18 protein-coding genes are annotated in these 23371 nt (G+C 60.7%); 10 read left to right on the top strand and 8 right to left on the bottom strand.

The window, feature by feature from the left end; genetic code table 11:
* The first annotated feature begins 1 nt into the window (after position 1).
* From sdhA to sucD, 6 genes are all read left to right on the top strand, one after another.
* Entirely contained in the window at positions 2-1768 is a 1767-nt protein-coding gene (gene sdhA, locus E5E96_RS17135; RefSeq protein ID WP_011705797.1) for a succinate dehydrogenase flavoprotein subunit, read from the top strand.
* A 16-nt stretch (positions 1769-1784) separates the two neighbouring features.
* Positions 1785-2501 (top strand): succinate dehydrogenase iron-sulfur subunit, encoded by a 717-nt coding sequence (locus E5E96_RS17140; RefSeq protein ID WP_011705798.1) that lies wholly within the window; start codon positions 1785-1787, stop codon positions 2499-2501.
* A gap of 122 nt (positions 2502-2623) precedes the next feature.
* Positions 2624-5434: a 2-oxoglutarate dehydrogenase E1 component gene (gene sucA, locus E5E96_RS17145; RefSeq protein ID WP_171282675.1), complete on the top strand. Its 2811-nt coding sequence runs from the start codon at positions 2624-2626 to the stop codon at positions 5432-5434.
* 92 nt (positions 5435-5526) lie between these two features.
* On the top strand, positions 5527-6714 hold the full coding sequence (odhB, locus tag E5E96_RS17150; RefSeq protein WP_011705800.1) for a 2-oxoglutarate dehydrogenase complex dihydrolipoyllysine-residue succinyltransferase: 1188 nt from the start codon (positions 5527-5529) through the stop codon (positions 6712-6714).
* Positions 6715-6937: 223 nt separating this feature from the next.
* Entirely contained in the window at positions 6938-8104 is a 1167-nt protein-coding gene (gene sucC / locus E5E96_RS17155) for an ADP-forming succinate--CoA ligase subunit beta (RefSeq protein WP_016350506.1), read from the top strand.
* Entirely contained in the window at positions 8104-8976 is an 873-nt protein-coding gene (gene sucD / locus E5E96_RS17160) for a succinate--CoA ligase subunit alpha (RefSeq protein ID WP_005300222.1), read from the top strand. The genes sucC and sucD overlap by 1 nt, the downstream gene beginning before the upstream one ends.
* A 110-nt stretch (positions 8977-9086) precedes the next feature.
* On the opposite strand, the gene E5E96_RS17165 is transcribed toward sucD, so the two are convergent.
* Entirely contained in the window at positions 9087-9854 is a 768-nt protein-coding gene (locus tag E5E96_RS17165; RefSeq protein WP_367396510.1) for a DUF3644 domain-containing protein, read from the bottom strand.
* Entirely contained in the window at positions 9758-10057 is a 300-nt protein-coding gene (locus tag E5E96_RS22435) for a DUF3644 domain-containing protein (protein WP_216368093.1), read from the bottom strand. Before E5E96_RS22435 ends, E5E96_RS17165 begins: the two co-directional genes overlap by 97 nt.
* A 297-nt stretch (positions 10058-10354) precedes the next feature.
* On the opposite strand from E5E96_RS22435, the gene E5E96_RS17170 reads away from it, so the two are divergent.
* Positions 10355-10810, top strand: a complete 456-nt coding sequence (locus E5E96_RS17170) for a YcgN family cysteine cluster protein (protein ID WP_171282676.1) — start codon at positions 10355-10357, stop codon at positions 10808-10810.
* 112 nt (positions 10811-10922) lie between these two features.
* Here the strand turns inward: E5E96_RS17170 and E5E96_RS17175 are convergent, their stop codons facing one another.
* The 5 genes from E5E96_RS17175 to phnR form a co-directional block, all read right to left on the bottom strand.
* Complete coding sequence (locus E5E96_RS17175) at positions 10923-12329, bottom strand: FAD-dependent oxidoreductase (RefSeq protein WP_171282677.1); 1407 nt, start codon at positions 12327-12329, stop codon at positions 10923-10925.
* 18 nt (positions 12330-12347) lie between these two features.
* Entirely contained in the window at positions 12348-14084 is a 1737-nt protein-coding gene (locus tag E5E96_RS17180) for a putative 2-aminoethylphosphonate ABC transporter permease subunit (RefSeq protein WP_171282678.1), read from the bottom strand.
* Positions 14081-15175, bottom strand: coding sequence for a putative 2-aminoethylphosphonate ABC transporter ATP-binding protein (locus E5E96_RS17185; protein ID WP_171282679.1), 1095 nt, complete (start codon positions 15173-15175; stop codon positions 14081-14083). The genes E5E96_RS17180 and E5E96_RS17185 overlap by 4 nt, the downstream gene beginning before the upstream one ends.
* Before the next feature lie 271 nt (positions 15176-15446).
* On the bottom strand, positions 15447-16466 hold the full coding sequence (locus E5E96_RS17190) for a putative 2-aminoethylphosphonate ABC transporter substrate-binding protein (protein WP_171282680.1): 1020 nt from the start codon (positions 16464-16466) through the stop codon (positions 15447-15449).
* 120 nt (positions 16467-16586) lie between these two features.
* On the bottom strand, positions 16587-17294 hold the full coding sequence (gene phnR / locus E5E96_RS17195; protein WP_171282681.1) for a phosphonate utilization transcriptional regulator PhnR: 708 nt from the start codon (positions 17292-17294) through the stop codon (positions 16587-16589).
* A 253-nt stretch (positions 17295-17547) separates the two neighbouring features.
* Between phnR and phnW the strand changes: the two genes are divergently transcribed.
* The 3 genes from phnW to phnX are packed head-to-tail and all read left to right on the top strand — an operon-like array spanning position 17548 to position 20943.
* Positions 17548-18690 (top strand): 2-aminoethylphosphonate--pyruvate transaminase, encoded by a 1143-nt coding sequence (gene phnW / locus E5E96_RS17200; RefSeq protein ID WP_171282682.1) that lies wholly within the window; start codon positions 17548-17550, stop codon positions 18688-18690.
* Entirely contained in the window at positions 18687-20111 is a 1425-nt protein-coding gene (locus E5E96_RS17205; protein ID WP_171282683.1) for an aspartate aminotransferase family protein, read from the top strand. Before phnW ends, E5E96_RS17205 begins: the two co-directional genes overlap by 4 nt.
* Positions 20104-20943, top strand: coding sequence for a phosphonoacetaldehyde hydrolase (gene phnX / locus E5E96_RS17210; protein WP_171282684.1), 840 nt, complete (start codon positions 20104-20106; stop codon positions 20941-20943). The genes E5E96_RS17205 and phnX overlap by 8 nt, the downstream gene beginning before the upstream one ends.
* 122 nt (positions 20944-21065) lie before the next feature.
* On the opposite strand, the gene pflB is transcribed toward phnX, so the two are convergent.
* Positions 21066-23348 carry a formate C-acetyltransferase gene (gene pflB / locus E5E96_RS17215; protein WP_171282685.1) on the bottom strand — a complete coding sequence of 761 codons (2283 nt, stop codon included), beginning with the start codon at positions 23346-23348 and terminating at the stop codon, positions 21066-21068.
* Positions 23349-23371: the final 23 nt, after the last annotated feature.

A 23371-nucleotide genomic window follows, 5' to 3' on the forward strand; every position in this document is an offset into this window, starting at 1 on the left:
GGTGACTATTCCAACTCGTGAATTTGATGCGGTGGTGATCGGTGCCGGTGGCGCCGGCATGCGCGCCGCACTGCAGATTGCCCAATCCGGCAAGAGCTGCGCTCTGTTATCCAAGGTATTCCCGACCCGTTCTCACACGGTTTCTGCCCAGGGCGGGATCACGGTTGCGCTGGGCAATGCCCATGACGACAACTGGCAGTGGCACATGTACGACACCGTCAAGGGCTCCGATTACATCGGTGATCAGGAAGCCATTGAATATATGTGCAAGACCGGCCCCGAGGCCGTCTATGAACTGGAGAACATGGGTCTGCCCTTCTCCCGCTTCGACAACGGTACCGTCTATCAGCGTCCGTTTGGTGGCCAGTCCAAGAATTTCGGTGGCGAGCAGGCGGCCCGTACCGCGGCGGCAGCCGACCGTACCGGTCACGCCCTGTTGCACACCCTCTATCAGCAGAACGTCAAGAACAAGACCACCGTCTTCTCCGAGTGGTATGCGCTGGATCTGGTGAAGAACCAGGACGGCCACATCGTTGGCTGTACCGCCATCGACATGGAGAGCGGTGAAGTTGTCTACTTCAAGGCCAAGGCCACCGTACTCGCTACCGGCGGTGCCGGTCGCATCTACCAGTCCACCACCAACGCCCACATCAACACCGGTGATGGCGTCGGCATGGCGCTGCGCGCCGGGGTTGGCGTGCAGGACATGGAGTTCTGGCAGTTCCACCCGACCGGCATCGCCGGGGCAGGGGTGCTGGTGACCGAAGGTTGCCGCGGTGAAGGCGGTTACCTGCTCAATAAAGACGGCGAGCGCTTCATGGAGCGTTATGCGCCGAACGCCAAGGATCTGGCAGGTCGCGACGTGGTGGCCCGTTCCATCATGATCGAGATCCGCGAAGGGCGCGGCTGTGACGGTCCTTGGGGCCCGCACATCAAGCTCAAGCTGGATCACCTCGGCAAAGAGGTGCTGGAATCCCGTCTGCCGGGCATCTGCGAGCTCTCTCGCACCTTCGCCCACGTGGATCCGGTCAAGGAGCCCATCCCCATCATCCCGACCTGCCACTACATGATGGGCGGCGTGCCGACCAACGTGAACGGCCAGTGCCTGACTCAGGACAAGGACGGCAACGACGTGCCGGTGGTCGGTCTGTTTGCGGTGGGCGAAATCGCCTGCGTCTCGGTGCACGGTGCCAACCGTCTGGGCGGCAACTCGCTGCTGGACCTGGTGGTATTTGGCCGCGCCGCCGGCATGCACCTGGTCAACACCCTGAGCGAGATGGAGCACGGCCGCGCCGCCTCCGACGCCGATATCGACGCCGCACTGTCCCGCTTCAATCGCTGGGAAAATTGCCGTGACGGTGAAGATCCGGTGCAGATCCGCAAGGACCTGCAGCGCTGCATGCAGAACAACTTCTCCGTATTCCGGGAAGGCGATGCCATGGCCGAAGGGCTGGCCGAGCTGAAACTCATCCGCGAGCGCCTCAAGAACGCCCGTCTGGACGACACCTCCAAGGAGTTCAACACCCAGCGCATCGAGTGCCTGGAGCTGGACAACCTGATGGAGACGGCCTATGCCACCGCGGTGGCAGCCAACTTCCGCACCGAGAGCCGGGGCGCCCACAGCCGCTTCGATTTCCCGGAGCGTGACGATGAGAGCTGGCTGTGCCACAGCCTCTATCATCCGGACACCGAGTCCATGACCCGTCGCGCTGTCAACATGTCACCCAAGACCCGTGAGGCGTTCCCGCCCAAGGTCCGGACTTACTGATTGCGGAGCTAGCTCTATGAACGTCACATTCTCTGTCTACAGATACAATCCGGATGTTGATAACGTCCCCCATATGAAGGAATATCGTCTTGATATTCCTGAAGGTTCCGACATGATGGTGCTCGACGCACTGATCCAGCTCAAAGAGCTGGACCCCACGCTCGCCTTCCGCCGCTCTTGCCGCGAAGGGGTCTGTGGATCTGACGGTCTCAACATGAATGGCAAGAACGGTCTTGCCTGCATCACCCCGCTCTCCGATCTGCTGAAGAAGGGCAATAACGTCGTTATCCGCCCCTTGCCAGGCCTGCCGGTGATCCGTGATCTGGTGATCGACATGACCCAGTTCTACACCCAGTGGGAGAAGGTCAAACCCTTCCTCATCAACGACGAAAAATTGCCGCCCGTGCGTGAGCACCTGCAATCCCCCGAAGAGCGCGCCAAGCTGGATGGCCTGTACGAGTGTATTCTCTGTGCCTGCTGCTCCACCTCTTGCCCCTCCTTCTGGTGGAACCCGGACAAGTTCATCGGCCCGGCCGGTCTGCTCGCCGCCTATCGCTGGCTGGCGGACAGCCGCGATACCGCGGCTACCGATCGACTGGGTAATCTGGATGACGCCTTCAGCGTGTTCCGTTGCCACGGCATCATGAACTGCGTGAACGTCTGTCCCAAGGGCTTGAACCCGACCAAGGCCATCGGTCAGATCAAGTCGATGCTGCTCAATCGGGCTGTTTAGTATCAGGGCCAGGGCGTCACGCGCCAGGCCCGACCTCTGGATAGCCATCCGTCACCATGGCTGGATGGCTATTTAAACCCTACAAGCTGCGCTGCAGTGAACAAGATGTACAAGGGATAGAAATGCATAACGGCGTGATGAAGGCCTGGTTGGAGTCATCTCACCTGGCTGGTGCGAATGCAAGCTATATTGAGGATTTGTACGAATCCTTCCTGGAAGACCCCGAGTCCGTAGCCGAAGAGTGGCGCAGCCTGTTTAGCTCGCTGCCCCAGGTCAATGGCCATGCGATAGAACAACCTCACTCCCGAGTCCGCGATTATTTCCGTCGCCTGGCCAAGGATCCCTCCCGCTACAGTGCCCCCGTCTCTGATCCGCAAGTGGATGCCAAGCAGGTGCGGGTATTGCAGCTGATCAACGCCTTCCGCTTCCGTGGCCATCAAAACGCCAATCTGGATCCGCTCGGCCTCTGGGCGCGTGAAACCGTTGCCGAACTGGATCCCGCGTTTCACAATCTGCAGGGCGCAGACATGGAGGCCACCTTCAACGTGGGCTCCTACGCCATCGGTCGCGAGACCATGGTGCTCTCCGATCTGTATGCCTCGTTGAAGAAAACCTACTGCGGCAGCATCGGCGCCGACTACATGCACCTCACCTCCACCGAGGAGAAGCGCTGGCTGCAACAGCGTCTCGAATCCATCGAAGGGACGGGCAGCTACACCCTGGAAGAGAAGACCCGCTTCCTCGAGAGCCTGACCGCCGCCGAAGGGCTGGAAAAATACCTGGGCGCCAAGTTCCCGGGGGCCAAGCGTTTCTCCCTGGAAGGGGGCGATGCCATGGTGCCCATGCTCAAAGAGCTTATTCGTCGCGCCGGTGAGCAGGGCTGCAAAGAGGCCGTCATCGGCATGGCCCACCGCGGCCGTCTCAACGTGCTGATCAATGTGCTGGGCAAGCGCGCCCAGGACCTGTTCGACGAGTTTGCCGGCAAGCACGGCGAATCCTGGGGCACGGGTGACGTGAAGTACCACATGGGCTTCTCGTCCGACTTCGCCACCCCGGGCGGCAACGTCCATCTGGCGCTCGCCTTCAACCCGTCTCACCTCGAGATCGTCAATCCTGTGGTCATCGGCTCGGTCCGTGCCCGCATGGACCGCCGCGGTGACAAGGACGGCTCGACTGTGCTGCCCATCACCATCCACGGCGACTCGGCCATGGCCGGTCAGGGCGTGGTGGCCGAGACCTTCAACATGTCCCAGACCCGTGCCTATGGCGTGGGCGGGACAGTGCGCATCGTCATCAACAACCAGGTGGGCTTCACCACCTCTTACATCCGTGACCTGCGCTCCACCGAATATTGCACCGACATCGCCAAATCCGTGCAGGCCCCCGTGCTGCACGTCAACGGGGATGATCCGGAAGCCGTGGTGCTGGTGACCCAGATTGCGCTGGATTACCGCAACACCTTCAAGCGCGACGTGGTGATCGAGCTGGTCTGCTACCGTCGTCACGGTCACAACGAGGCCGACGAGCCGAGTGCGACCCAGCCGCTGATGTACCAGAAGATCAAACAGCATCCGACCCCGCGCAAGATCTACGCCGACCAGCTGGTGGCGGAAGGCAGCATCAGTCAGGAGCTGGCCACTACCCTGGTCAACGAATATCGCGAGACCCTGGATCGCGGTGAGCGGGTGAGCAAGGAGTGGCGTCCGATGGAGCTGCACTCCGTCGACTGGACCCCTTATCTCGGTCATGACTGGGCCATGGCCTATGACAGCACAGTGCCGATGGATCATCTGAAGTCCCTCGGCGAGCGCATCAGCCAGTACCCGGCCACCCACGTGCTGCAGCGCCAGGTCGAGAAGATCTACGAAGACCGCCGCCTGATGGCCGCCGGCGAGAAGCTGCTGGACTGGGGCTTTGCCGAGACCCTGGCCTACGCCACCCTGGTGGACAAGGGCTCGCGCATCCGCTTCACCGGTGAAGACTCCGGCCGTGGCACCTTCTTCCACCGCCACGCCGTGCTGCACAGCCAGACCGATGCCAGCACCTACACTCCGCTGTGCAACCTGCACGACGAGCAGGGGCCGTTCGAGGTGTACGATTCTGTGCTGACCGAGAACGCGGTACTGGCGTTTGAATATGGCTACGCCAGCGCCGAGCCGGCCGGCCTCACCATCTGGGAAGCCCAGTTCGGTGACTTCGCCAACTGTGCCCAGGTGGTGGTGGACCAGTTCCTCTCCTCCGGGGAGCAGAAGTGGGGGCGGATGTGCGGCCTGACCATGTTGCTGCCGCACGGCTACGAAGGGCAAGGTCCGGAGCACTCCTCCGCCCGTCTGGAGCGCTATCTGCAGATGTGTGCCCAGCACAACATGCAGGTGTGCGTACCGTCCACCCCGGCCCAGGTGTTCCACATGCTGCGTCGCCAGGTGGTACGCCCGATGCGCCGTCCGCTCATCGTGATGACGCCCAAATCCCTGCTGCGCCACCCGCTGGCGGTGAGCAAGCTCGAAGAGCTGGCCGAAGGCACCTTCCAGAACGCCATCGGCGAGATCGATGCGCTGGATCCGAAGGGTGTCAAGCGCGTGGTGTTCTGCTCCGGCAAGGTCTACTACGACCTGCTCGATGCCCGTCGCAAGGCCGAGCAGCAAGATGTGGCGCTGGTGCGAATTGAGCAGCTCTACCCCTTCCCGGAAGAGGAAGTGCGCGCCATCCTGGCCGACTACGCCCATGTCACCGACTTCGTCTGGTGTCAGGAAGAGCCGCAGAACCAGGGCGCCTGGTACTGCACCCGTCATCACTACGACAGCGTGCTGCCAAGCCATGCCCGTCTGCGTTATGCCGGTCGCCCGGCGTCGGCTTCACCGGCCGTCGGTTACATGTCAGTCCACGCCAAGCAGCAAAAAGCCCTGGTGGAAGACGCGCTGACCCTGGAATAAACCCGTTGCGAAGGAGAGGGCACGCCGCTGCGCCGACCCTCTCCGACTCTGGAACAAGCCTGCTGGCCAAGAAGTAACAAGGAACTGATTAGATGACTATCGAGATCAAAGTACCGGACCTGCCGGAATCAGTGGCGGATGCCACCATCGCCACCTGGCACAAGAAACCGGGTGATCTGGTTGCCCGTGATGAAGTGCTGGTCGACATCGAGACCGACAAGGTCGTGCTGGAAGTGCCGGCGCCGGAAGCCGGCGTGCTGGGCGACATCCTGCAAAGCGAAGGGGCCACCGTGCTCTCCCGCCAGCTGATCGCCATGCTCAAGCCTGCCCCGGTGGCTGGCGAAGAGACCAAGGAGAAGCCGGTCGAAGCGGTGGCCGATGACGCTGCCGATGGCCTGAGCCCCTCCGTGCGCCGCCTGGTGGCCGAGCATGACATCGACGTCGCCAAGCTGACCGGTACCGGCAAGGGCGGTCGCGTCACCAAGGAAGACGTGGAAGCCTTCATCAAGGGTGGCAACAAGCCTGCCGCCGCCCCGGTTGCCGCTGCAGCCCCGGCTGCGCCGGTCGCTCCGCTGGCCGGTCGCACCGAAAAGCGCGTGCCCATGACCCGTCTGCGCAAGCGCATCGCCGAGCGTCTGCTGGAGGCCAAGAACACCACCGCCATGCTGACCACCTTCAACGAAATCAACATGGCGCCCATCATGAAGCTGCGCAAGCAGTACGGCGAGATCTTCGAGAAGAAGCACGGTATCAAGCTCGGCTTCATGTCCTTCTACGTGAAGGCGGTGGTGGAATCCCTCAAGCGCTACCCGGAAGTGAACGCGGCGCTGGACGGTGACGACATCGTCTACCACAACTACTTCGACGTCAGCATCGCCGTCTCTACCCCCCGTGGTCTGGTGACCCCGGTGCTGCGTGACTGCGACAACATGAGCCTGGCCGACATCGAGAAGGCCATCAAGGATCTGGCCGGCAAGGGCCGTGACGGCAAGCTGACCGTGGACGAACTGACCGGCGGCAACTTCACCATCACCAACGGTGGCGTGTTTGGCTCCCTGATGTCCACCCCGATCATCAACCCGCCCCAGAGCGCCATTCTGGGCATGCACAAGATCCAGGACCGCCCGATGGCCGTCGACGGCAAGGTCGAGATCCTGCCGATGATGTACCTGGCGCTCTCCTACGATCACCGCATCATCGACGGCCGCGAGTCGGTGGGCTTCCTGGTCTCCATCAAGGAGCTGCTGGAAGATCCGACCCGTCTGCTGCTGGACGTCTAAGCAAATCGGCCGGACCGGCAAGCCCTCGGGCTTGACGGCTCGCGCCACAAGCTTGCCGCCGGACTTCCCGTTCGGCGGCAAGCGGGGGCCAACCCGGCCCCGACGGAACGTCTGAGTGAAAGTGAAATTAGAAAGATAACGAGGGGCCGCCTTGGCCCCTTTCACAGGGGATTGAGAAACACGAGCCCCGGACGGAAATACCTACAACACGGATAGAGCATCTATGAATCTGCATGAATATCAGGCAAAACAGCTGTTTGCCGAGTATGGCCTGCCGGTCTCCGAAGGTTATGCCTGTGCCACCCCGCAGGAAGCGGCCGAAGCGGCCGACAAGATTGGCGGCAATACCTGGGTCGTCAAGTGCCAGGTCCACGCCGGTGGCCGCGGTAAAGCGGGCGGCGTCAAGCTGGCCAAGAGCAAGGACGAGATCCGTGCCTTCGCCCAGAACTGGCTCGGCAAGAACCTGGTGACCTATCAGACTGACGCCAACGGTCAGCCAGTCACCAAGATCCTGGTGGAATCTTGCACCGACATCGCCAAGGAGCTCTATCTGGGCGCCGTGGTTGACCGTGGTTCGCGCCGCGTGGTCTTCATGGCCTCTACCGAAGGTGGCGTGGAGATTGAGAAAGTCGCCCACGAAACCCCGGAACTGATTCACAAAGCCGCCATCGATCCGCTGGTAGGCCCGCAGCCTTATCAGGCGCGCGAGCTGGCCTTCAAACTGGGTCTGGTCGGCGAGCAGATCAAGCAGTTCACCAAGATCTTCATGGGTCTGGGCCAGATGTTCCTGGACTGCGACTTCGCCTTGTTGGAAATCAACCCGCTGGTGATCACCGCTCAGGGCAACCTGCACTGCCTGGACGGCAAGATCAACATCGATGCCAACGCCCTGTACCGTCAGCCCAAGCTGCGCCAGATGCACGATCCGTCCCAAGATGACCCCCGCGAAGCGCACGCCGCCCAGTGGGAACTGAACTATGTGGCGCTCGATGGCAACATCGGCTGCATGGTCAACGGCGCGGGTCTGGCCATGGGTACCATGGACATCGTCAACCTGCACGGCGGCTCACCGGCCAACTTCCTGGACGTCGGCGGCGGCGCCACCAAGGAGCGGGTGACCGAGGCGTTCAAGATCATCCTCTCCGACAGCAAGGTACAAGCCGTGCTGGTCAACATCTTCGGTGGCATCGTGCGCTGCGACATGATTGCGGAAGGCATCATCGGCGCCGTCAAGGAAGTAGGGGTGAAAGTGCCCGTGGTGGTGCGTCTGGAAGGCAACAACGCCGAACTGGGTGCCCGTAAACTGGCCGACAGCGGCCTCAATATCATCGCCGCAACGAGTCTGACTGACGCAGCTCAGCAAGTGGTAAAAGCAGCGGAGGCCAAATAATGAGCGTTCTGATCAACAAAGACACCAAGGTGATCTGCCAGGGCTTTACCGGCGGTCAGGGCACTTTCCACTCCGAACAGGCGATTGCCTACGGTACCCAGATGGTCGGCGGCGTGTCGCCGGGCAAGGGTGGCACCACCCACCTGGGCCTGCCGGTGTTCAACACCGTCCGTGACGCCGTGGAAGCCACCGGCGCCACTGCCTCCGTCATCTATGTTCCGGCCCCGTTCTGCAAGGACGCCATCCTGGAAGCCATCGATGCCGGCATCAAGCTCATCGTCACCATCACCGAAGGCATCCCGACCCTGGACATGCTGGACGTCAAGGTGAAGCTGCAGGAAACCGGTGTGCGGATGATTGGCCCGAACTGCCCTGGCGTTATAACCCCGGGTGAGTGCAAGATCGGCATCATGCCCGGCCACATCCACAAGCCGGGCAAGGTGGGCATCGTCTCCCGCTCCGGCACCCTGACCTATGAAGCGGTCAAGCAGACCACGGACGAGGGCTTCGGCCAGTCCACCTGCGTCGGTATCGGTGGCGACCCCATCCCGGGTTCCAACTTCATCGACATCCTGGAGATGTTCCAGAATGATCCGCAGACCGAAGCCATCGTGATGATCGGCGAGATCGGCGGCAACGCCGAGGAAGACGCGGCGGCCTACATCAAGGCTCATGTCACCAAGCCGGTGGTCTCCTACATCGCGGGTGTCACCGCCCCGGCTGGCAAGCGCATGGGTCATGCGGGCGCCATCATCGCCGGTGGCAAAGGCACCGCGGCAGAGAAATTTGCAGCCCTGGAAGATGCCGGCGTGAAAACCGTGCGCTCCCTGGCCGATATCGGCAAGGCCCTGCGTGAAGTGACCGGCTGGTAAGTCCTTTCAGCCCGTTATCTCTGATAAAAAGCCGCCCAATGGGCGGCTTTTTTATGGGCATAAGTTGAACTTTATAAGTTCAGCTAAAACCAAGGGCATTTCAATTTTTTTTAACTTATTTTTGTATAGTGCTTATCAAACTCTTTCTGAATGTTCGGATTATAAAAAGTCTTTTTCCCACCGTTAGGATTTTTGGGGTTAAGAAGTCTTTCATATGCAAATTTATTGTCCCCTTCCAGTTTTTTTCTTATTCTGTGATATTTTGCATTCATTTTAAAATCAGAATATCGCTTCGATAACCGCGTACTGAGAATATCGTAATCCCAAGGGTACTTATCAGTAAAATCTTCTTCTGACAGATAAACAGCTGTAGCATTTGGATCGTCAGTTATTTGAACTGGGAGGCCTGATGTACTCTTCACTTTTTGGAACTTCACATCAATTCTAAGTGTCAGGTTATAATCACCAACATCTTCTACGCCATCATAACTTTCCTCTGATTTCCTGATATACTCCAAAACTTTTCTCTCGTTGGCATTGAGTGAAACTCCAGGGGCCTCACTGAAATCCCTAAAAAAAGATAATGGCATGAGATAAAAATTGTATCCTGATAGAACGTCACCAAACCACAAAGATACTAGATGAAGGTAGTTTTGAAGAGATGCACTACCTAACTCTTGAATTTTTAAAGATAGTAGCAAGTCATCATTTACAAAATGTATTGAGTTATCTCTGATTTCTGTAAGTGCAATTAAATTATCGTTTACTGCCTTGTCTATTTTCACTCCATATTCTTCGGTGACAATTCGGTATGCCTCAAAAATGTTAATGGATAGAGGGTTTCCGGAACGATTTTTTTTGGCCTTTTTACCGTGGATTTCATTCCAGTTTTGAGGGTCCTATATTCCATGGCATATAGGGAGGCTACCTTGTTACTGGCCAGATTGAGAACCTTTGCTTTTAAAAGTAGCTCCCAAGAGTTTATACATAATACAGAGAAGGTTTCCTCGCGATATCTGAAGTCTGGCTTATTATATATCTCAATTGCTGATAGCATGGCGGCAACGGATTTTTCGAGCATTAATCGAGATCTTGACTTCATATAGCCCCTTGGGAAGTTAATGATTTTGTAGTTTACATTCTTCTCTATCAGCTCAGTGAGACTCGATTTTATGGATTGCTAATATGTTCATTCACTTACACAGGTTTGTCCATCTTAGATGTTGGACGATATAGAATTCAGCACAATTTATTACACCATCTTGTATGTTGAGCTTGCGAAGCCGATTGTTTACCACAGACAGCCACCAACCTTGAAAAATCGGGCCATAGGGCGTATAACCACGCGCTTGTCAGTGTATTGAGTGAGCCAACTTTTATGCAGCAGAGTGAACCCGTGCAGAACGCCCCCTTTTGGCAGGTAAAAAGCCTGCAACAGATGACCATGACGGAGTGGGAGTCCCTGTGCGACGGCTGCGGCAAGTGCTGCCTGAACAAGCTGATCGACGAGGACACCGAGGAGCTGGTGTTCACCAACGTGGCCTGCAACCTGCTCAATACCAAGACCTGCCAGTGCTCCGATTACGGCAACCGCTTTAAAAAAGAACCGGACTGCCTGCAGATCACCCACGACAAGATTGCCGAATATGACTGGCTGCCTTCTAGCTGTGCCTATCGCCTGCTGGCGGAGGGGCAGAGTCTGCCAGAGTGGCATCCGCTTATCACCGGCAGCCGCAGCGCCATGCACCAGGCCGGTCAGTCGGTGCGCGGAAAGGTGGTGCACGAAGTGGATGCCGGCGACTGGATCGATCACATCATTACCTGGGCCAGCTAACGCCGGCCTGTCTATCGGGCCAGTCGTCGAGCCAAACTGCGAAGGGGCAGGGGAGTCATCACTCTCCTGCCCCTTCGGCTTTCTGGCTTCTTCCTAAGCGCCGTGAAGGAGCCTATTTGTCCGCCTTGCCCGCCGCATCCGCCAACCGGGCCAGCTGTTTGTCGTACCAGGCCACCGGGCGGTTTTCATCTTCCGCCCGCTCTTTGCGCCGGATGGCATTGCGCACCGCCATGGCCCCCAGCCAGCGAAACGGTTCGGGCGGAAAATAGCCGCGCGGGCCGCTGACCAGCGCGCAGTCGCGCCACGGCTTGTCCTCCTCCCGCACTTCATCGCGCACCAAGGCCGCCAGGATCTGGCCGCCCATCCAGCTCTGGGCCACCCCGTTGCCGGAGTAGCCGAGGCCATAGACGATATTGGGCTGCCCTCGCCAGTGGCCGAAGAAGGGGAGGCCATCTACCGAGCGGTCGGAGGCGCCGCACCAGCTGGCGGCGATGGGCACCTCTTTGAGCGCCGGAAAGAAGCGGCGCAGGGTGCGGGTGAGGGGGGCAAGATAACGGCTGGGGGCATCAAACTCGGCCAGATGGCGGTTGGCAAAGGCGAAGGTGTTGCCCCCCTTGCCCAGCATCAGCCGCCCTTGCGCGGTGGTGCGGTAGTAATGGACAAAGGTGCGGCCATCTACCACGGAGCGGCCGTGCTCAAGCTGCTGGGCCGCCAGCGCATCCGGCGCGGGGTCGGTTATCACCATATCGGAGGAGACCAGCACGATGCTGCGGCGAAACTCGCGAAAGTGCGCCACCATGGCGCTGTTGAGGGCCAGCACCACCTTGCGGGCACGCACCTCACCCTGCGGTGTTTGTACCCGTGCAGGCTGGCCCCCTTCGAGGCGCTGCATGGGGGAGTGCTCATAAACCTCGACCCCCAGCTCCCGCGCCACCCGCAGCAGGCCACGCACCAACAGTGCCGGTTGCACCGAACCCGCGTGCGGGCTGTAGAACCCCTCCAGATGAACGTGGGAGCCGCTCTGGCTTGCCAGTTTATCCTCTGCAATCGCCTGCCACTGGTTAAGGCCGGCTCGCTTGAGTTCCCGCAATACCGGTTCCATCAGGCCGCGCTGCGCCTCGTTGGTGGCGGTGTAGCAAGTGCCCTCGACCCTCAGCTGTGCCTCTATGTTGTGCGTTTCGCAGAAGCGGGCTATCTCGTGCACCGCCTGCTCGGAGCCTTGCACCAGCCAGGCGGCCTGCTGCTCGCCAAAGAGGCGCTTTAAGGTCAGGTATTTGGCCGACCAGGTGAGCAGGCAGCCGCCGTTGCGCCCGGAGGCGCCGCTGCCACAGCGATCTTTCTCCAGCACCATGATGCGTAAGGCTGGCTCGGCCTGTTTAAGGGCGATGGCGCTCCACAGCCCGGTAAAGCCGCCACCGACGATGCAGACATCGACCTCGTGGTGGCCGTGAAGGGGCGTGGGCGGCGCGGGCTGTTCGGCGGCAAGCGCCTCGGCCAGCCAGAAGGGGAGAGTGGACATGATGACTCCTCGACAAGGTTATGGGTGGCGCCAGCGCTGGGTGCGATCCAGCAGGGCGCGGCTCAAAAAGAGCTGGAGCAGCTTGACGGTGGCGGCGGCCAGCAGGATCAGGGTGGCCATGGCGGCGGCCGCGGCGGTATCGCCGGAATCCTCCATATTGAGCACGGCGATGGAGGCGAGCACGCTGTCGCTCGAATAGAGGAAGATCACCGCCGAGGTGGTGGTCATGGCGTTGACGAACAGATAGATGAAGATCTCCAGCAGTGCCGGCAGGGAGGCGGGCAGCGTCACTCGCCAGAACGCCTTCCAGAGCGGAATGCGCAATGAGATGGCCACCAGCTCCAGCTCCTTGGGCAACTGCTTGAGGCAGGTCAGCGCCGTCATATGGCCCACTGTGTAGTAGTGGATGACGCAGGAGAGCACCATCAGCGGCAGGGTGCCATATAGGCTGCCAAAGAGCGGATTACCGTTGAAAAAGAAGATGTAACCCAGCCCCAGCACCATGCCGGGTACCGCCAGCGACAGCATGGCAAGCAGATGCAGCAGCTGGCGAAGCCATGCAAAGTGGCGCCCCTTCTCCTGTGCCCAGGCCAGCACCATCACCAGCACGGTGCCGATAAGCGCGGTATAGAGGCCCAGCTGCAAGGTGTTGGTAAAGGGCTGCCAGCCATAGACGCTGTTGCTGTCAAAGGCGTAGTGATCCAGCGTCAGAGCGAGGTTGTAGGGCCAGAACTGCACTAGGGAGCCGTAAACGGCCATGCCCACCAGTGCCAAAAACAGCAGGGCCCAGAGCGTGCACCAGCCGAGCGCCAGCAGATCCCGCAGCCGATGGGGCGTGGGGCGATAGGGCACCGCCTTGGTGCTGCTCTGCTCCTGCATCTTGCTGCGCACTCTGTGTTCCAGCGCAAAGCTCAAGAGCGCCGGCAGCAGCAGGGTGACGCTGGCAACGGCGCCCAGCGAGAAGTTCTGCATCCCGATCACCTGTCGGTAGATATCGGTAGCCAGCACGCTGTACTGGCCGCCAATCACCTTGGCCACCCCGAAGTCGCAGATGGTGAGGGTGAAGACGGCGATGGCGGCGCTGAGCAGGCCATAGCGGGCGGTAGGCAGGGTGACGGTGACAAAGGTGCGCCAGCCGCTGCTGCCGAGCACCCGGGAGGCTTCATAGAGGCGGGCATCGCTCTGACCGAGCGCCGTGATCAGGATCATCAGGGCATGGGGAAAGCACCAGAAGCCCAGACCAATGACGATACCGATGGGGCCGTAGATGCTCTCGCCGCCGAGCAGCCCCTTGGCGATCCCCTGATTGCCAAACCAGTAGACCAGACTGATGGCGGGCAGCAGGGAGGGCATCAAGAGCGGGATCAAACCGATGAGACGAAACAGGCTCTTGCCCGGCATGCAGGTGCGGGTGAGGGCATAGGCGTAGCCAAAGGCGATGGTCACCACCAGCGCGGTGATCAGCACCCCGAGCCAGAGGGTGTTGCCGATGGTGCGTCCCAGATGAGGGGAGTCGAAGTAGGCGTTGAAGTTGGCAAGGCCCACCCAGAGGCCGTTCTCATCCTGCAGGCTCTTTTGCAGCATGGTGAGCAGTGGCAGTAGCAGACCGCCGGTGAGCAGGGCGATGCCGAGCGCAAGCAGGATCAGTTGCAGCAGCTGATCCCGGCTCCAACCGCGACAAAACCGCTGCCAGCGGGCGTCTTGCCGGGCTGGCGCTGGCGGCAACAGGGAGGAGGTCACGAGGGGGGCAGTCATGGACGCTCTCCTTCAAACAGCTGCATCGCCGCGGCGGGCCAGTGCAGCGAGCAGCGCATGCCGCTGCGCCAGCCACCCTGCTCGTGGCGGGGCAGCTCATGGGTCGGGCGCTCCACCAGAATTTGCTGCGGGCCCAGATAGGTGTCGGCGGTGCAGATAAGGCGCTGGGCGGCACCGAGAAACTCCACCTGATCGATGGTTGCTTCAATGCCATGTTGCCCAAGATAGGGCTCGCTCGGCACACTCAGGGTGATCGCCTCGGGGCGGATCGCCACCTGCAATTTGCTGCCAGCCGCGGCCCGGTTGGCGAGTTGCAGTGGTTGTTCGTTTAGGCGCACTTGGCTGGGGCTCAGCACCAGGGTGTCGAGGAAGTTCATGGTGCCGACAAAGCTTGCCACGAAGCGGCTGGCAGGCTGGTGATAGATCTCCTGCGGAGTGCCCACCTGCACGATACGGCCACCCTCCATCACCACGATGCGATCGGCCATGGTCAGCGCCTCTTCCTGATCGTGGGTCACCATGATGGTGGTGATGCCAAGACGCTGCTGCAGGGCGCGGATCTCGCTGCGAAGGTGGGTGCGCACCAGCGCATCCAGTGCGCTGAGCGGTTCGTCCAGCAGCAGCAGGCCGGGGGAGAGGGCCAGCGCCCGGGCCAGCGCCACCCGCTGCTGTTGGCCGCCGGAGATCTGGCTCGGGTATTTGTGGGACTGGGCAGTGAGATCCACCAGCCCCAGCCAGTGATCGACCCGCTCCTTGATGAGATCCCGCGCCAGTCCCTGATTCTCAAGGCCAAAGGCGATGTTCTGGGCCACCGTCAGGTTGGGGAAGAGGGCATAGGACTGAAACACGATGCCAAAATCGCGCTGCTGGGGCGGCAGCTGGGAGATATTGCGCCCCCCTTGCCAGATCTCGCCGCTGTCCGGCAGATCCAGCCCGGCGATGGCTCTGAGCAAGGTGGTTTTGCCGCAGCCGGAGGGGCCGAGAAAGCAGATAAACTCCCCCGGCTCAATGGTCAGAGAGATCCCCTTGAGGGCCTGAAAAGCACCGAACTGCTTGTTGAGATGTTGAATGTCCAGATAGGGCTGGGTCATGGTTCGACTCGCTACTGATTTGGTATATACCAGTTTGCGAGCAAAGTGTGACGGTCAGGTGATCGGGGGATGACAGCTTGATGACAGTCAGATGACGACGGGTCATCAGCAAGTGGTTTGGCTGCTTGTGGGTGGGCTAGGCGCCACCCATTGAGGACGACACAAACAGGGGAGGAGATGCCAAAAAGCGAAGGCCAACTTGAGTTGGCCTTCGGCAATGAATGGGTCGATGGCGAAGTGCCGCCATCGCACAAACCAGCCCTCAGCGGGATTACTGTTTGGCTTCGGTTTTGCCGTCGAAGCTGGCGCTCCACTGGGCCAGGATGGCGTTGCGCTCGCGGGCAGCCCAGCCAAAGTCGTTGTCGATCATCTGGCCCTTGATGTTGGCGGGATAACCGGCTCTCGGTTTGGCCACCTCCGGGATGGCGACCACTGCGAACGACTTGTTGTAGAGGGCGTTGGCCTGTTCGGTGGCGGCAAAGTCGAGCAGCTGTTTGGCGGCCTCCAGCTTGGGGGTGCCCTTGATGATGGCGGCAGCTTCCATGTCCCAGCCCGAACCCTCTTTCGGGAACACCACCTCGATAGGGGCCCCCTTGGCCTTGAGGCTGGTGGCCGGGAAGTCGAAGGAGATACCGATCACCGTCTCGCCGCTGGCGGCCAGCTTGCAGGGGGCGGAGCCCGAGTGGGTGTAACGGTCAATGTTCTGGTGCAGGCCGTTCATAAATTGCCAGCCCTGCTGCTCGCCCATGGTCTGCAGCCAGCCAGCGACGCTCAGGTAACCGGTGCCGGAGGAGCTGGGGTTGGGCATGATCACCTTGCCCTTGTAGATGGGCTTGGTGAGGTCGGCCCAGCTGGTCGGCGCCGGGATCCCCTGTTTCTGGGCCTCTACCTTGTTGAAGCAGATGGCGCTGAAGAAGGCGTCCAGACCGATCCAGTGCGGCTCGGCCTTGCTGTCGCGAAAGCGGCTGTCGAGCTTATCCAGCCCTTTCGGTGCATAGGCATTGAGCATCTGCTGCTGATCGAGCTGCATCAAGCTGGTAGCCGCCAGTCCCCATACCACGTCCGCTTTGGGCTGGGCTTTTTCTGCCAGCAAGCGGGCGGTGACCACACCGGTGGAGTCACGCACCCACTTGATGTTGATATCCGGATGCTGGCGCTCGAAAGCGCTCTTCAGCTCGCCGAGCTGCTCCGGTTCGAAGGCGGTGTAGACGGTGAGATCGGTGGCGGCCAGTGCCGGGGCTGTCATGGCAGCCAGCACGGCGGCGGCCAGCAGATGGGTTCCCTGTTTCATCCTCTTCTCCATATAAGTTGGCTTGGTATAAACCAGATTGGTCGAAAGAGAGGCTAGGGGATCTTTATGACGTGGCCGTGACGGCTCCGTGACGTTTTGCCGTTCCTGATTTGTCCGCGACTAATCCTGGGTATCCACCTCGATCTCCAGACTGTCGTGGCGCCAGTACTCCAGATCGAAGTCGAGCACCCGGCCATGCTGATCGAAGTTGAGTCGCTCGAGGCGCAGGGCGGGCAGACCGGCGGTGGCCCCCAGCGCCTTGGCCACCTCGTCCGGCAGGGCGGTGGGGAAGAAGCGCACCTGCATGCGGGCGTAGTGGAGATCGTAATGGGCCTGATAGATCTCGGTCAGACTGCCATTGAGATCCAGCTCCAGCAGGCCAGGCACACGCTCTGGCAGGCAGTGGTTCTCGCAATAGCAGATGGCGCGCCCGTTGGCATAGCGCAGCCGCTTGAGCAGAAACAGGCTGTCAAACGGCTTGAGCTGCAACTGCGCCATCAGCGCGGGCGGCACCGCCTGGCGGCTTTTTTCCAGCAGTTCGGTGCGCGGCTCGCCCCCTTGCTCCCGCACTATCTGGTGAAAGTTGGAGGTGCGTCTGGGGTTGAGGCTGAAACGCGGCGGGGTGACGAACCATCCGCGGCGATCCTCCCGATAGATAAGGCCATTGGCCTCCAGCTGCACCAGCGCCTCGCGAATGGTGACCCTTGTGGTGCCATAGAGTTCCCCCAGCAGCCGCTCGGAGGGGAGCTTGTCGTTGGGGGCCAGCCCCCCCGCCAGGATCTGGTTGGCGAGGGCATCCTTGATCTGCAGGTATTGCGGTTTGTTCATGAAAATCCCTGGTTGTGCAATGAGTTGGGCAATGGGCTGGGCGCAGGACTGGTCATCTGTTCGGTCGTTAAACGGCGACATCAACATACGTTGGTAGATACCAGAATCGCCCCTGCTGTTCAGGCTTCCTAGATTATCGCGATCCCGGCGCTGAAAATGAATTTTTTGTTGCACGTAGCGCCACCCCTTTGACCTTGGCGGGGCAGTTACCCACAATGAGCTCATTCTGGTATATACCAATAGGAGCGAAGTCATGACCCATATTCCTGCGACCCCCGCCGCCGTCGATTACCTGCTGCTGACCCCGGGCCCTCTCTCGACCACCGCGACGGTGCGCGCCGCCATGCTGCAAGACAGCTGCACCTGGGATGCGGACTACAACCAGGGCGTGGTGGAGCCCATCCGTCGCGAGCTGGTGCGCCTCGCCACCGGCCCGGAATATCAAAGCGACTACAGCGCCGTGCTGCTGCAGGGGAGCGGCAGCTATGTGGTGGAGAGCGTGCTGGGCTCGGCGATAGGCAGCGACGAGTGTCTGCTGATCATCAACAACGGCGCCTACGGTGCCCGCATGGGGGAGATGGCCCGCTGCCTTGGCCTGCGCCACCATGAGCTGGATTGCGGCGAGACAACCCGCCCCGAACCCGCCGCCATCGCGGCGATGCTGGTACGCCACCCCGAGATCACCCACCTGGCCATGGTGCACTGCGAGACCACCACCGGCATGCTCAACCCCCTTGAGGAGGTGGCTGCGCTCTGCCAGCGCCGCGGCATTCGCCTGATCGTCGATGCCATGAGCAGCTTTGGCGGCATCCCCATCGACATGGGGCGCCTTGGCATCGAGTTACTCATCAGCTCGGCCAACAAGTGCATCCAGGGGGTGCCGGGCTTTGGCTTCGTTATCGCCCGCCGCGCCGCGCTCACGGCCTGCGCCGGTCGCGCCCGCTCGGTCTCCCTCGACCTGCACGCCCAGTGGCAGACCATGGAGCAGCAGGGGGGCAAGTGGCGCTTTACCTCGCCCACCCATACCGTACTCGCCTTTGCCCAGGCCCTGCGTGAGCTGGACGAAGAGGGCGGTATCGCCGCCCGCCATCGGCGTTACCGCGACAATCAGCGCACACTGGTGGACGGCATGGCCGCCCTCGGCTTTGCGCCGCTGCTGCCAGAACAGTGGCAATCCCCCATCATCACCGCCTTCTACTCCCCGGCCCACCCTGACTACCGCTTCGCCGATTTCTACCAGCGGCTCAAGGCGCAGGGCTTTGTCATCTATCCGGGCAAGGTCTCCCAGGCCGATTGCTTCCGTATCGGCAATATCGGTGACGTGACGCCAGAGCGGGTACGCTGGTTGCTCGCCGCCATGGCCAGCGCCTGCTACTGGCAAGGGGACGCGCGATGACGAGCCAAGCGCCTCACGGTTGCGTTCAGCACGACCATAAGCTGCACGGCAGTGGCCGCGCCGACAGCGAAGGGGATATCAACCTTGGCGAGGGGCGCTCGCGCTGGTGGGCGGGCCAGAGCGAAGATGTACAGGCCGGATTGGCGGAAGATAGCCGCTACTTTCTCCATCAGGCCCTCTCCACCCCCTGTCTCGATCTGCTTGAGCACGCGCAGGGGAGCTGGCTGACCAGCGTATCGGGCGCGCGTTACCTCGATTTTCACGGCAACAGCGTCCATCAGTTGGGGCACGGTCACCCCAGGGTGGTGGCCGCGGTGCAGCAGCAACTCGCCGACCTGCCGTTTGCGCCACGCCGCTACACCCATCAGGTCGCCATCGACTGCGCCCGCACTCTGGCCGAGCTGGCCCCCGGCGATCTCAACCGGGTGTTGTTCGCCCCCGGCGGCAGCGAGGTGGTGGGGATTGCCCTGAAGCTCGCCCGTTTCATCACCGGCAACAGCAAGGTGGTGTCGCTGTGGGATGCGTTTCACGGCGCCTCCCTCGATGCCATCTCGGTCGGCGGTGAGGCCTGCTTTCGTGCCGGCATGGGCCCGCTGATGGCCGGAGTGGAGCGCATCCCGCCGCCCACCCGTTATCGCGGTGTCTGGTATCGCGGGGAAGGGGATGACTTGCACTACGCCGATTATCTGGAGTACGTCATCGAGAAGGAGGGAGGGATCGGCGCCTTTATCGCCGAGCCCATCCGCAATACCGATGTGCAGGTGCCCTCAAAAGCCTACTGGCAGCGGGTGCGGGAGATCTGCGATCGCCACAAGGTGTTGCTGATCGTCGACGAGATCCCCAATGCCTTGGGCCGCACCGGCCACTGGTTCAGCTTTGAAGAGTTCGGCATCGAGCCCGACATCATCTGCCTTGGCAAGGGGCTGGGAGGCGGGGGGGTGCCGTTTGCAGCGCTCATCACCCGCGACCGCTTCAATCAGGCGGCGGCTATTTCGCTCGGCCACTACACCCACGAGAAGAGCCCCATCGGCTGCGCGGCGGCTCTCGCCACGATAGAGACAATCCGCGAAGCGGGGTTGCTTGCAAAAGCGCAGGAGGATGGTCGCTTTATGGCGCGCGAGCTCGCGGCGCTTGCCGAGCGTCACCCGCTGATCGGGCAGGTGCGCGGTATCGGTTTGCTCTGGGCGCTCGATCTGGTGGTCGATCACCAGAGTCGCGCCCGCAATAGCCAGGCCGCCGAGCGGCTGCTCTACCGCTGTCTGGAGCTTGGGCTCAGCTTCAAGGTTTCCCAGGGCAATGTCATCCAGCTTTCGCCGCCGCTCAATATCGCTCGCGCCGATCTGGTGCGTGCCATCACCATTCTCGATCGCGCCCTTGGCGAGATCGCACTTTCACCGAAACAGGAAGATCACCATGACTGACTTGCAGATCGCTATTCATCCGGCCACCGATGTAGAGGCACTGATCCTCGACTGGGCCGGTACCGTCGTCGATTTTGGCTCCTTCGCCCCCACCTCCATCTTCGTCGAGGCCTTCGCCCGCGCCTATGACTTTGCTGTGACCCTGGATGAGGCGCGCCAGCCCATGGGGCTGGGCAAATGGGATCATATTGCTGCGCTGGGCCGTCTGCCCTCGGTGGATGCGCGCTGGCAGGCCAGCTTTGGCCACCCCATGAGCCACGCCGAGGTGGATCACCTCTATCACACCTTTATGCCGCTGCAGATTGCTGCGGTGACCCGCTTTGCTGCCCCGATCCCGGGTGTACTGCCGGTGCTGGAGACACTGCGGGGGCAGGGGATGAAAATCGGATCCTGCTCCGGTTATCCCCGTCCGGTGATGGAGGCGCTGGTACCTGCGGCGGCCGATCACGGCTACTGCCCGGATCATTGGGTCGCTACCGATGATCTCAAGGCAGGTGGTCGCCCTGGCCCCTGGATGGCGCTGGCCAATGTGATTGAGCTGGGAGTGAGCGCGGTGCAGCGTTGCATCAAGGTGGATGACGCTGTGCCGGGTATCAGTGAAGGGTTGAATGCCGGCATGTGGACGGTGGGGCTGTCGGTTTCCGGCAACGAGTTTGGTGCCACCTGGGAAGCGTTTACCGCCATGAGCGAGGCGGAGATCGCCGCTCGGCGCGCACCGGCGGAGGCCAAACTGCGGGCGGCGGGGGCGCACTATGTCATCGACACCCTGGCCGACATCGCCCCGGTGATTGCCGACATCAACCACCGTCTGGCGGCAGGAGAGCGGCCCTGAACAAGGCGGGTGAGAGGAGGGGAGTGCCGGCCTTGCCGGCAGGTTTTCAGGTCTATGCTCCCTGACTATCAGGCATAAAAAAACCGGCGCCTTGGCGCCGGTTTTTGTTCACCGAGACTCTATTACAGAGAAGCGGTGAAGGTACGGGTGATGACGTCTTGCTGTTGCTCTTTGGTCAAAGAGTTGAAGCGAACGGCATAACCGGATACGCGGATGGTCAACTGCGGATATTTTTCCGGGTTTTCCATGGCGTCCAGCAGCATTTCACGGTTCATCACGTTGACGTTCAGGTGCTGACCGCCTTCCAGGTTGGACTCATGGTGGAAGTAACCATCCATCAGACCGGCCAGGTTGGCTTTCTGGGCTTCCATGTCTTTACCCAGCGCGTTCGGCACGATGGAGAAGGTATAGGAGATACCATCTTTGGCGTAAGCGAACGGCAGCTTGGCAACGGAAGTCAGGGAAGCAACGGCACCCTTCTGGTCACGACCGTGCATCGGGTTGGCACCCGGGCCGAACGGCGCACCAGCGCGACGGCCATCCGGGGTGTTACCGGTCTTCTTGCCGTACACCACGTTGGAGGTGATGGTCAGCACGGACTGGGTAGCCACGGCACCACGGTAGGTGTTCAGCTTCTGAATTTTCTTCATGAAGCGCTCAACCAGGTCGCAGGCGATGTCATCGACGCGAGCGTCGTTGTTACCGAACTGCGGGTACTCGCCTTCGATTTCGAAGTCGATGGCAACGCCATCTTCGTCACGAACCGGCTTGACCTTGGCAAACTTGATGGCAGACAGGGAGTCAGCGGCTACGGACAGACCTGCGATACCACACGCCATGGTGCGATAGACGTCACGGTCGTGCAGCGCCATCAGAGAGGCTTCGTAGCTGTACTTGTCGTGCATGTAGTGGATGATGTTCAGCGCGGCAACGTATTGCTTGGCCAGCCAGTCCATGAAGTGATCCAGACGATCCATCACGTCGTTGTAGTCGAGGTACTCGGACTTGACCATTTCGGTCTTCGGACCGACCTGGATCTTGAGCTTCTCGTCCATACCGCCGTTGATTGCATACAGCATGGTCTTGGCCAGGTTGGCACGAGCACCGAAGAACTGCATCTGTTTGCCGACGATCATCGGGGACACACAGCAAGCGATGGCGTAGTCATCGTTGTTGAAGTCCGGACGCATCAGGTCGTCGTTCTCGTACTGAACGGAAGAGGTCTCGATGGATACCTTGGCGCAGTACTTCTTGAAACCGACCGGCAGCTTCTCGGACCACAGGATGGTCAGGTTCGGCTCAGGGGACGGGCCCATGGTGTACAGGGTGTTCAGCATACGGAAGCTGTTCTTGGTGACCAGGGTACGGCCGTCAACGCCCATACCAGCCAGGGTCTCGGTGGCCCACATCGGGTCGCCGGAGAACAGTGAATCGTATTCCGGGGTACGCAGGAAGCGAACCATACGCAGCTTCATGACCATGTGGTCCATCAGCTCCTGGGCTTCTTGCTCGGTGATCAGGCCTTTCTTCAGGTCACGCTCGATATACACGTCCAGGAAGCTGGAGGTACGACCGAAGGACATGGCGGCACCGTTCTGGGACTTGACTGCCGCCAGGTAGGCGAAGTAGGTCCACTGGACGGCTTCTTTGGCGTTCTTGGCCGGTACGGAGATATCGCAACCGTACTTGGCAGCCATTACCTTCATCTGTGCCAGGGCACGGTGCTGCTCGGAGATCTCTTCGCGCAGACGGATGGTGGCTTCCAGGTTGACACCGTTTTCCAGGTCAGCCTGCAGGGACTTGAACTGGGCCAGTTTGTCGGCCATCAGGAAGTCGATACCGTACAGGGCAACACGACGGTAGTCACCGATGATACGGCCACGGCCGTAGGCATCCGGCAGACCGGTGATGACGCCGGACTTGCGGCAGTTCAGGATGTCTTTGGTGTAAACGTCAAACACGCCCTGGTTGTGAGTCTTGCGGTACTCGGTGAAGATCTTCTCGACCATCGGGTCCAGCTGACGACCGTACACTTCGCAAGAGGTCTTGACCATCTTGATACCGCCGTTGGCGATGATGGCGCGCTTGAGCGGCTTGTCGGTCTGCAGACCAACGATTTGCTCCAGGCTCTGATCGATATAGCCGGCATCGTGAGCGGTAATGGTGGAGGGCAGGTCGGTATCAAAATCGACCGGCGCGTGGGTGCGGTTCTCGATCTTGATGCCTTCCATGACCTTGTCCCACAGCTTGGTGGTAGCTTCGGTCGCGCCAGTCAGGAAGGACTCGTCACCTTCATACGGGGTGTAGTTCTTCTGGATGAAGTCACGGGTGTTGACAGAGGTCTGCCATTCACCGGCCGCGAAGCCTTCCCATGCTTTTTGGAACTGTTCGTTAAGTTCTGCCATTTTCATTACCTCACACGGTATTG

Origin of the sequence: Aeromonas sp. 1805 (assembly GCF_013085525.1) — a bacterium.
Lineage (GTDB): Bacteria > Pseudomonadota > Gammaproteobacteria > Enterobacterales > Aeromonadaceae > Aeromonas > Aeromonas hydrophila.

Excerpts from the sequence above, each read along its gene's own strand:
- pflB (WP_171282685.1), bottom strand. The coding sequence starts at position 23,348 with ATGGCAGAACTTAACGAACAGTTCCAAAAAGCATGGGAAGGCTTCGCG.
- sucA (WP_171282675.1), top strand. The coding sequence starts at position 2,624 with ATGCATAACGGCGTGATGAAGGCCTGGTTGGAGTCATCTCACCTGGCT.
- E5E96_RS17185 (WP_171282679.1), bottom strand. The coding sequence starts at position 15,175 with ATGACCCAGCCCTATCTGGACATTCAACATCTCAACAAGCAGTTCGGT.
- E5E96_RS17140 (WP_011705798.1), top strand. The coding sequence starts at position 1,785 with ATGAACGTCACATTCTCTGTCTACAGATACAATCCGGATGTTGATAAC.
- E5E96_RS17170 (WP_171282676.1), top strand. The coding sequence starts at position 10,355 with ATGCAGCAGAGTGAACCCGTGCAGAACGCCCCCTTTTGGCAGGTAAAA.
- phnR (WP_171282681.1), bottom strand. The coding sequence starts at position 17,294 with ATGAACAAACCGCAATACCTGCAGATCAAGGATGCCCTCGCCAACCAG.
- phnX (WP_171282684.1), top strand. The coding sequence starts at position 20,104 with ATGACTGACTTGCAGATCGCTATTCATCCGGCCACCGATGTAGAGGCA.
- sucD (WP_005300222.1), top strand. The coding sequence starts at position 8,104 with ATGAGCGTTCTGATCAACAAAGACACCAAGGTGATCTGCCAGGGCTTT.
- E5E96_RS17175 (WP_171282677.1), bottom strand. The coding sequence starts at position 12,329 with ATGTCCACTCTCCCCTTCTGGCTGGCCGAGGCGCTTGCCGCCGAACAG.
- E5E96_RS22435 (WP_216368093.1), bottom strand. The coding sequence starts at position 10,057 with ATGCTCGAAAAATCCGTTGCCGCCATGCTATCAGCAATTGAGATATAT.
- sucC (WP_016350506.1), top strand. The coding sequence starts at position 6,938 with ATGAATCTGCATGAATATCAGGCAAAACAGCTGTTTGCCGAGTATGGC.
- E5E96_RS17190 (WP_171282680.1), bottom strand. The coding sequence starts at position 16,466 with ATGAAACAGGGAACCCATCTGCTGGCCGCCGCCGTGCTGGCTGCCATG.
- phnW (WP_171282682.1), top strand. The coding sequence starts at position 17,548 with ATGACCCATATTCCTGCGACCCCCGCCGCCGTCGATTACCTGCTGCTG.
- E5E96_RS17180 (WP_171282678.1), bottom strand. The coding sequence starts at position 14,084 with ATGACTGCCCCCCTCGTGACCTCCTCCCTGTTGCCGCCAGCGCCAGCC.
- odhB (WP_011705800.1), top strand. The coding sequence starts at position 5,527 with ATGACTATCGAGATCAAAGTACCGGACCTGCCGGAATCAGTGGCGGAT.
- E5E96_RS17205 (WP_171282683.1), top strand. The coding sequence starts at position 18,687 with ATGACGAGCCAAGCGCCTCACGGTTGCGTTCAGCACGACCATAAGCTG.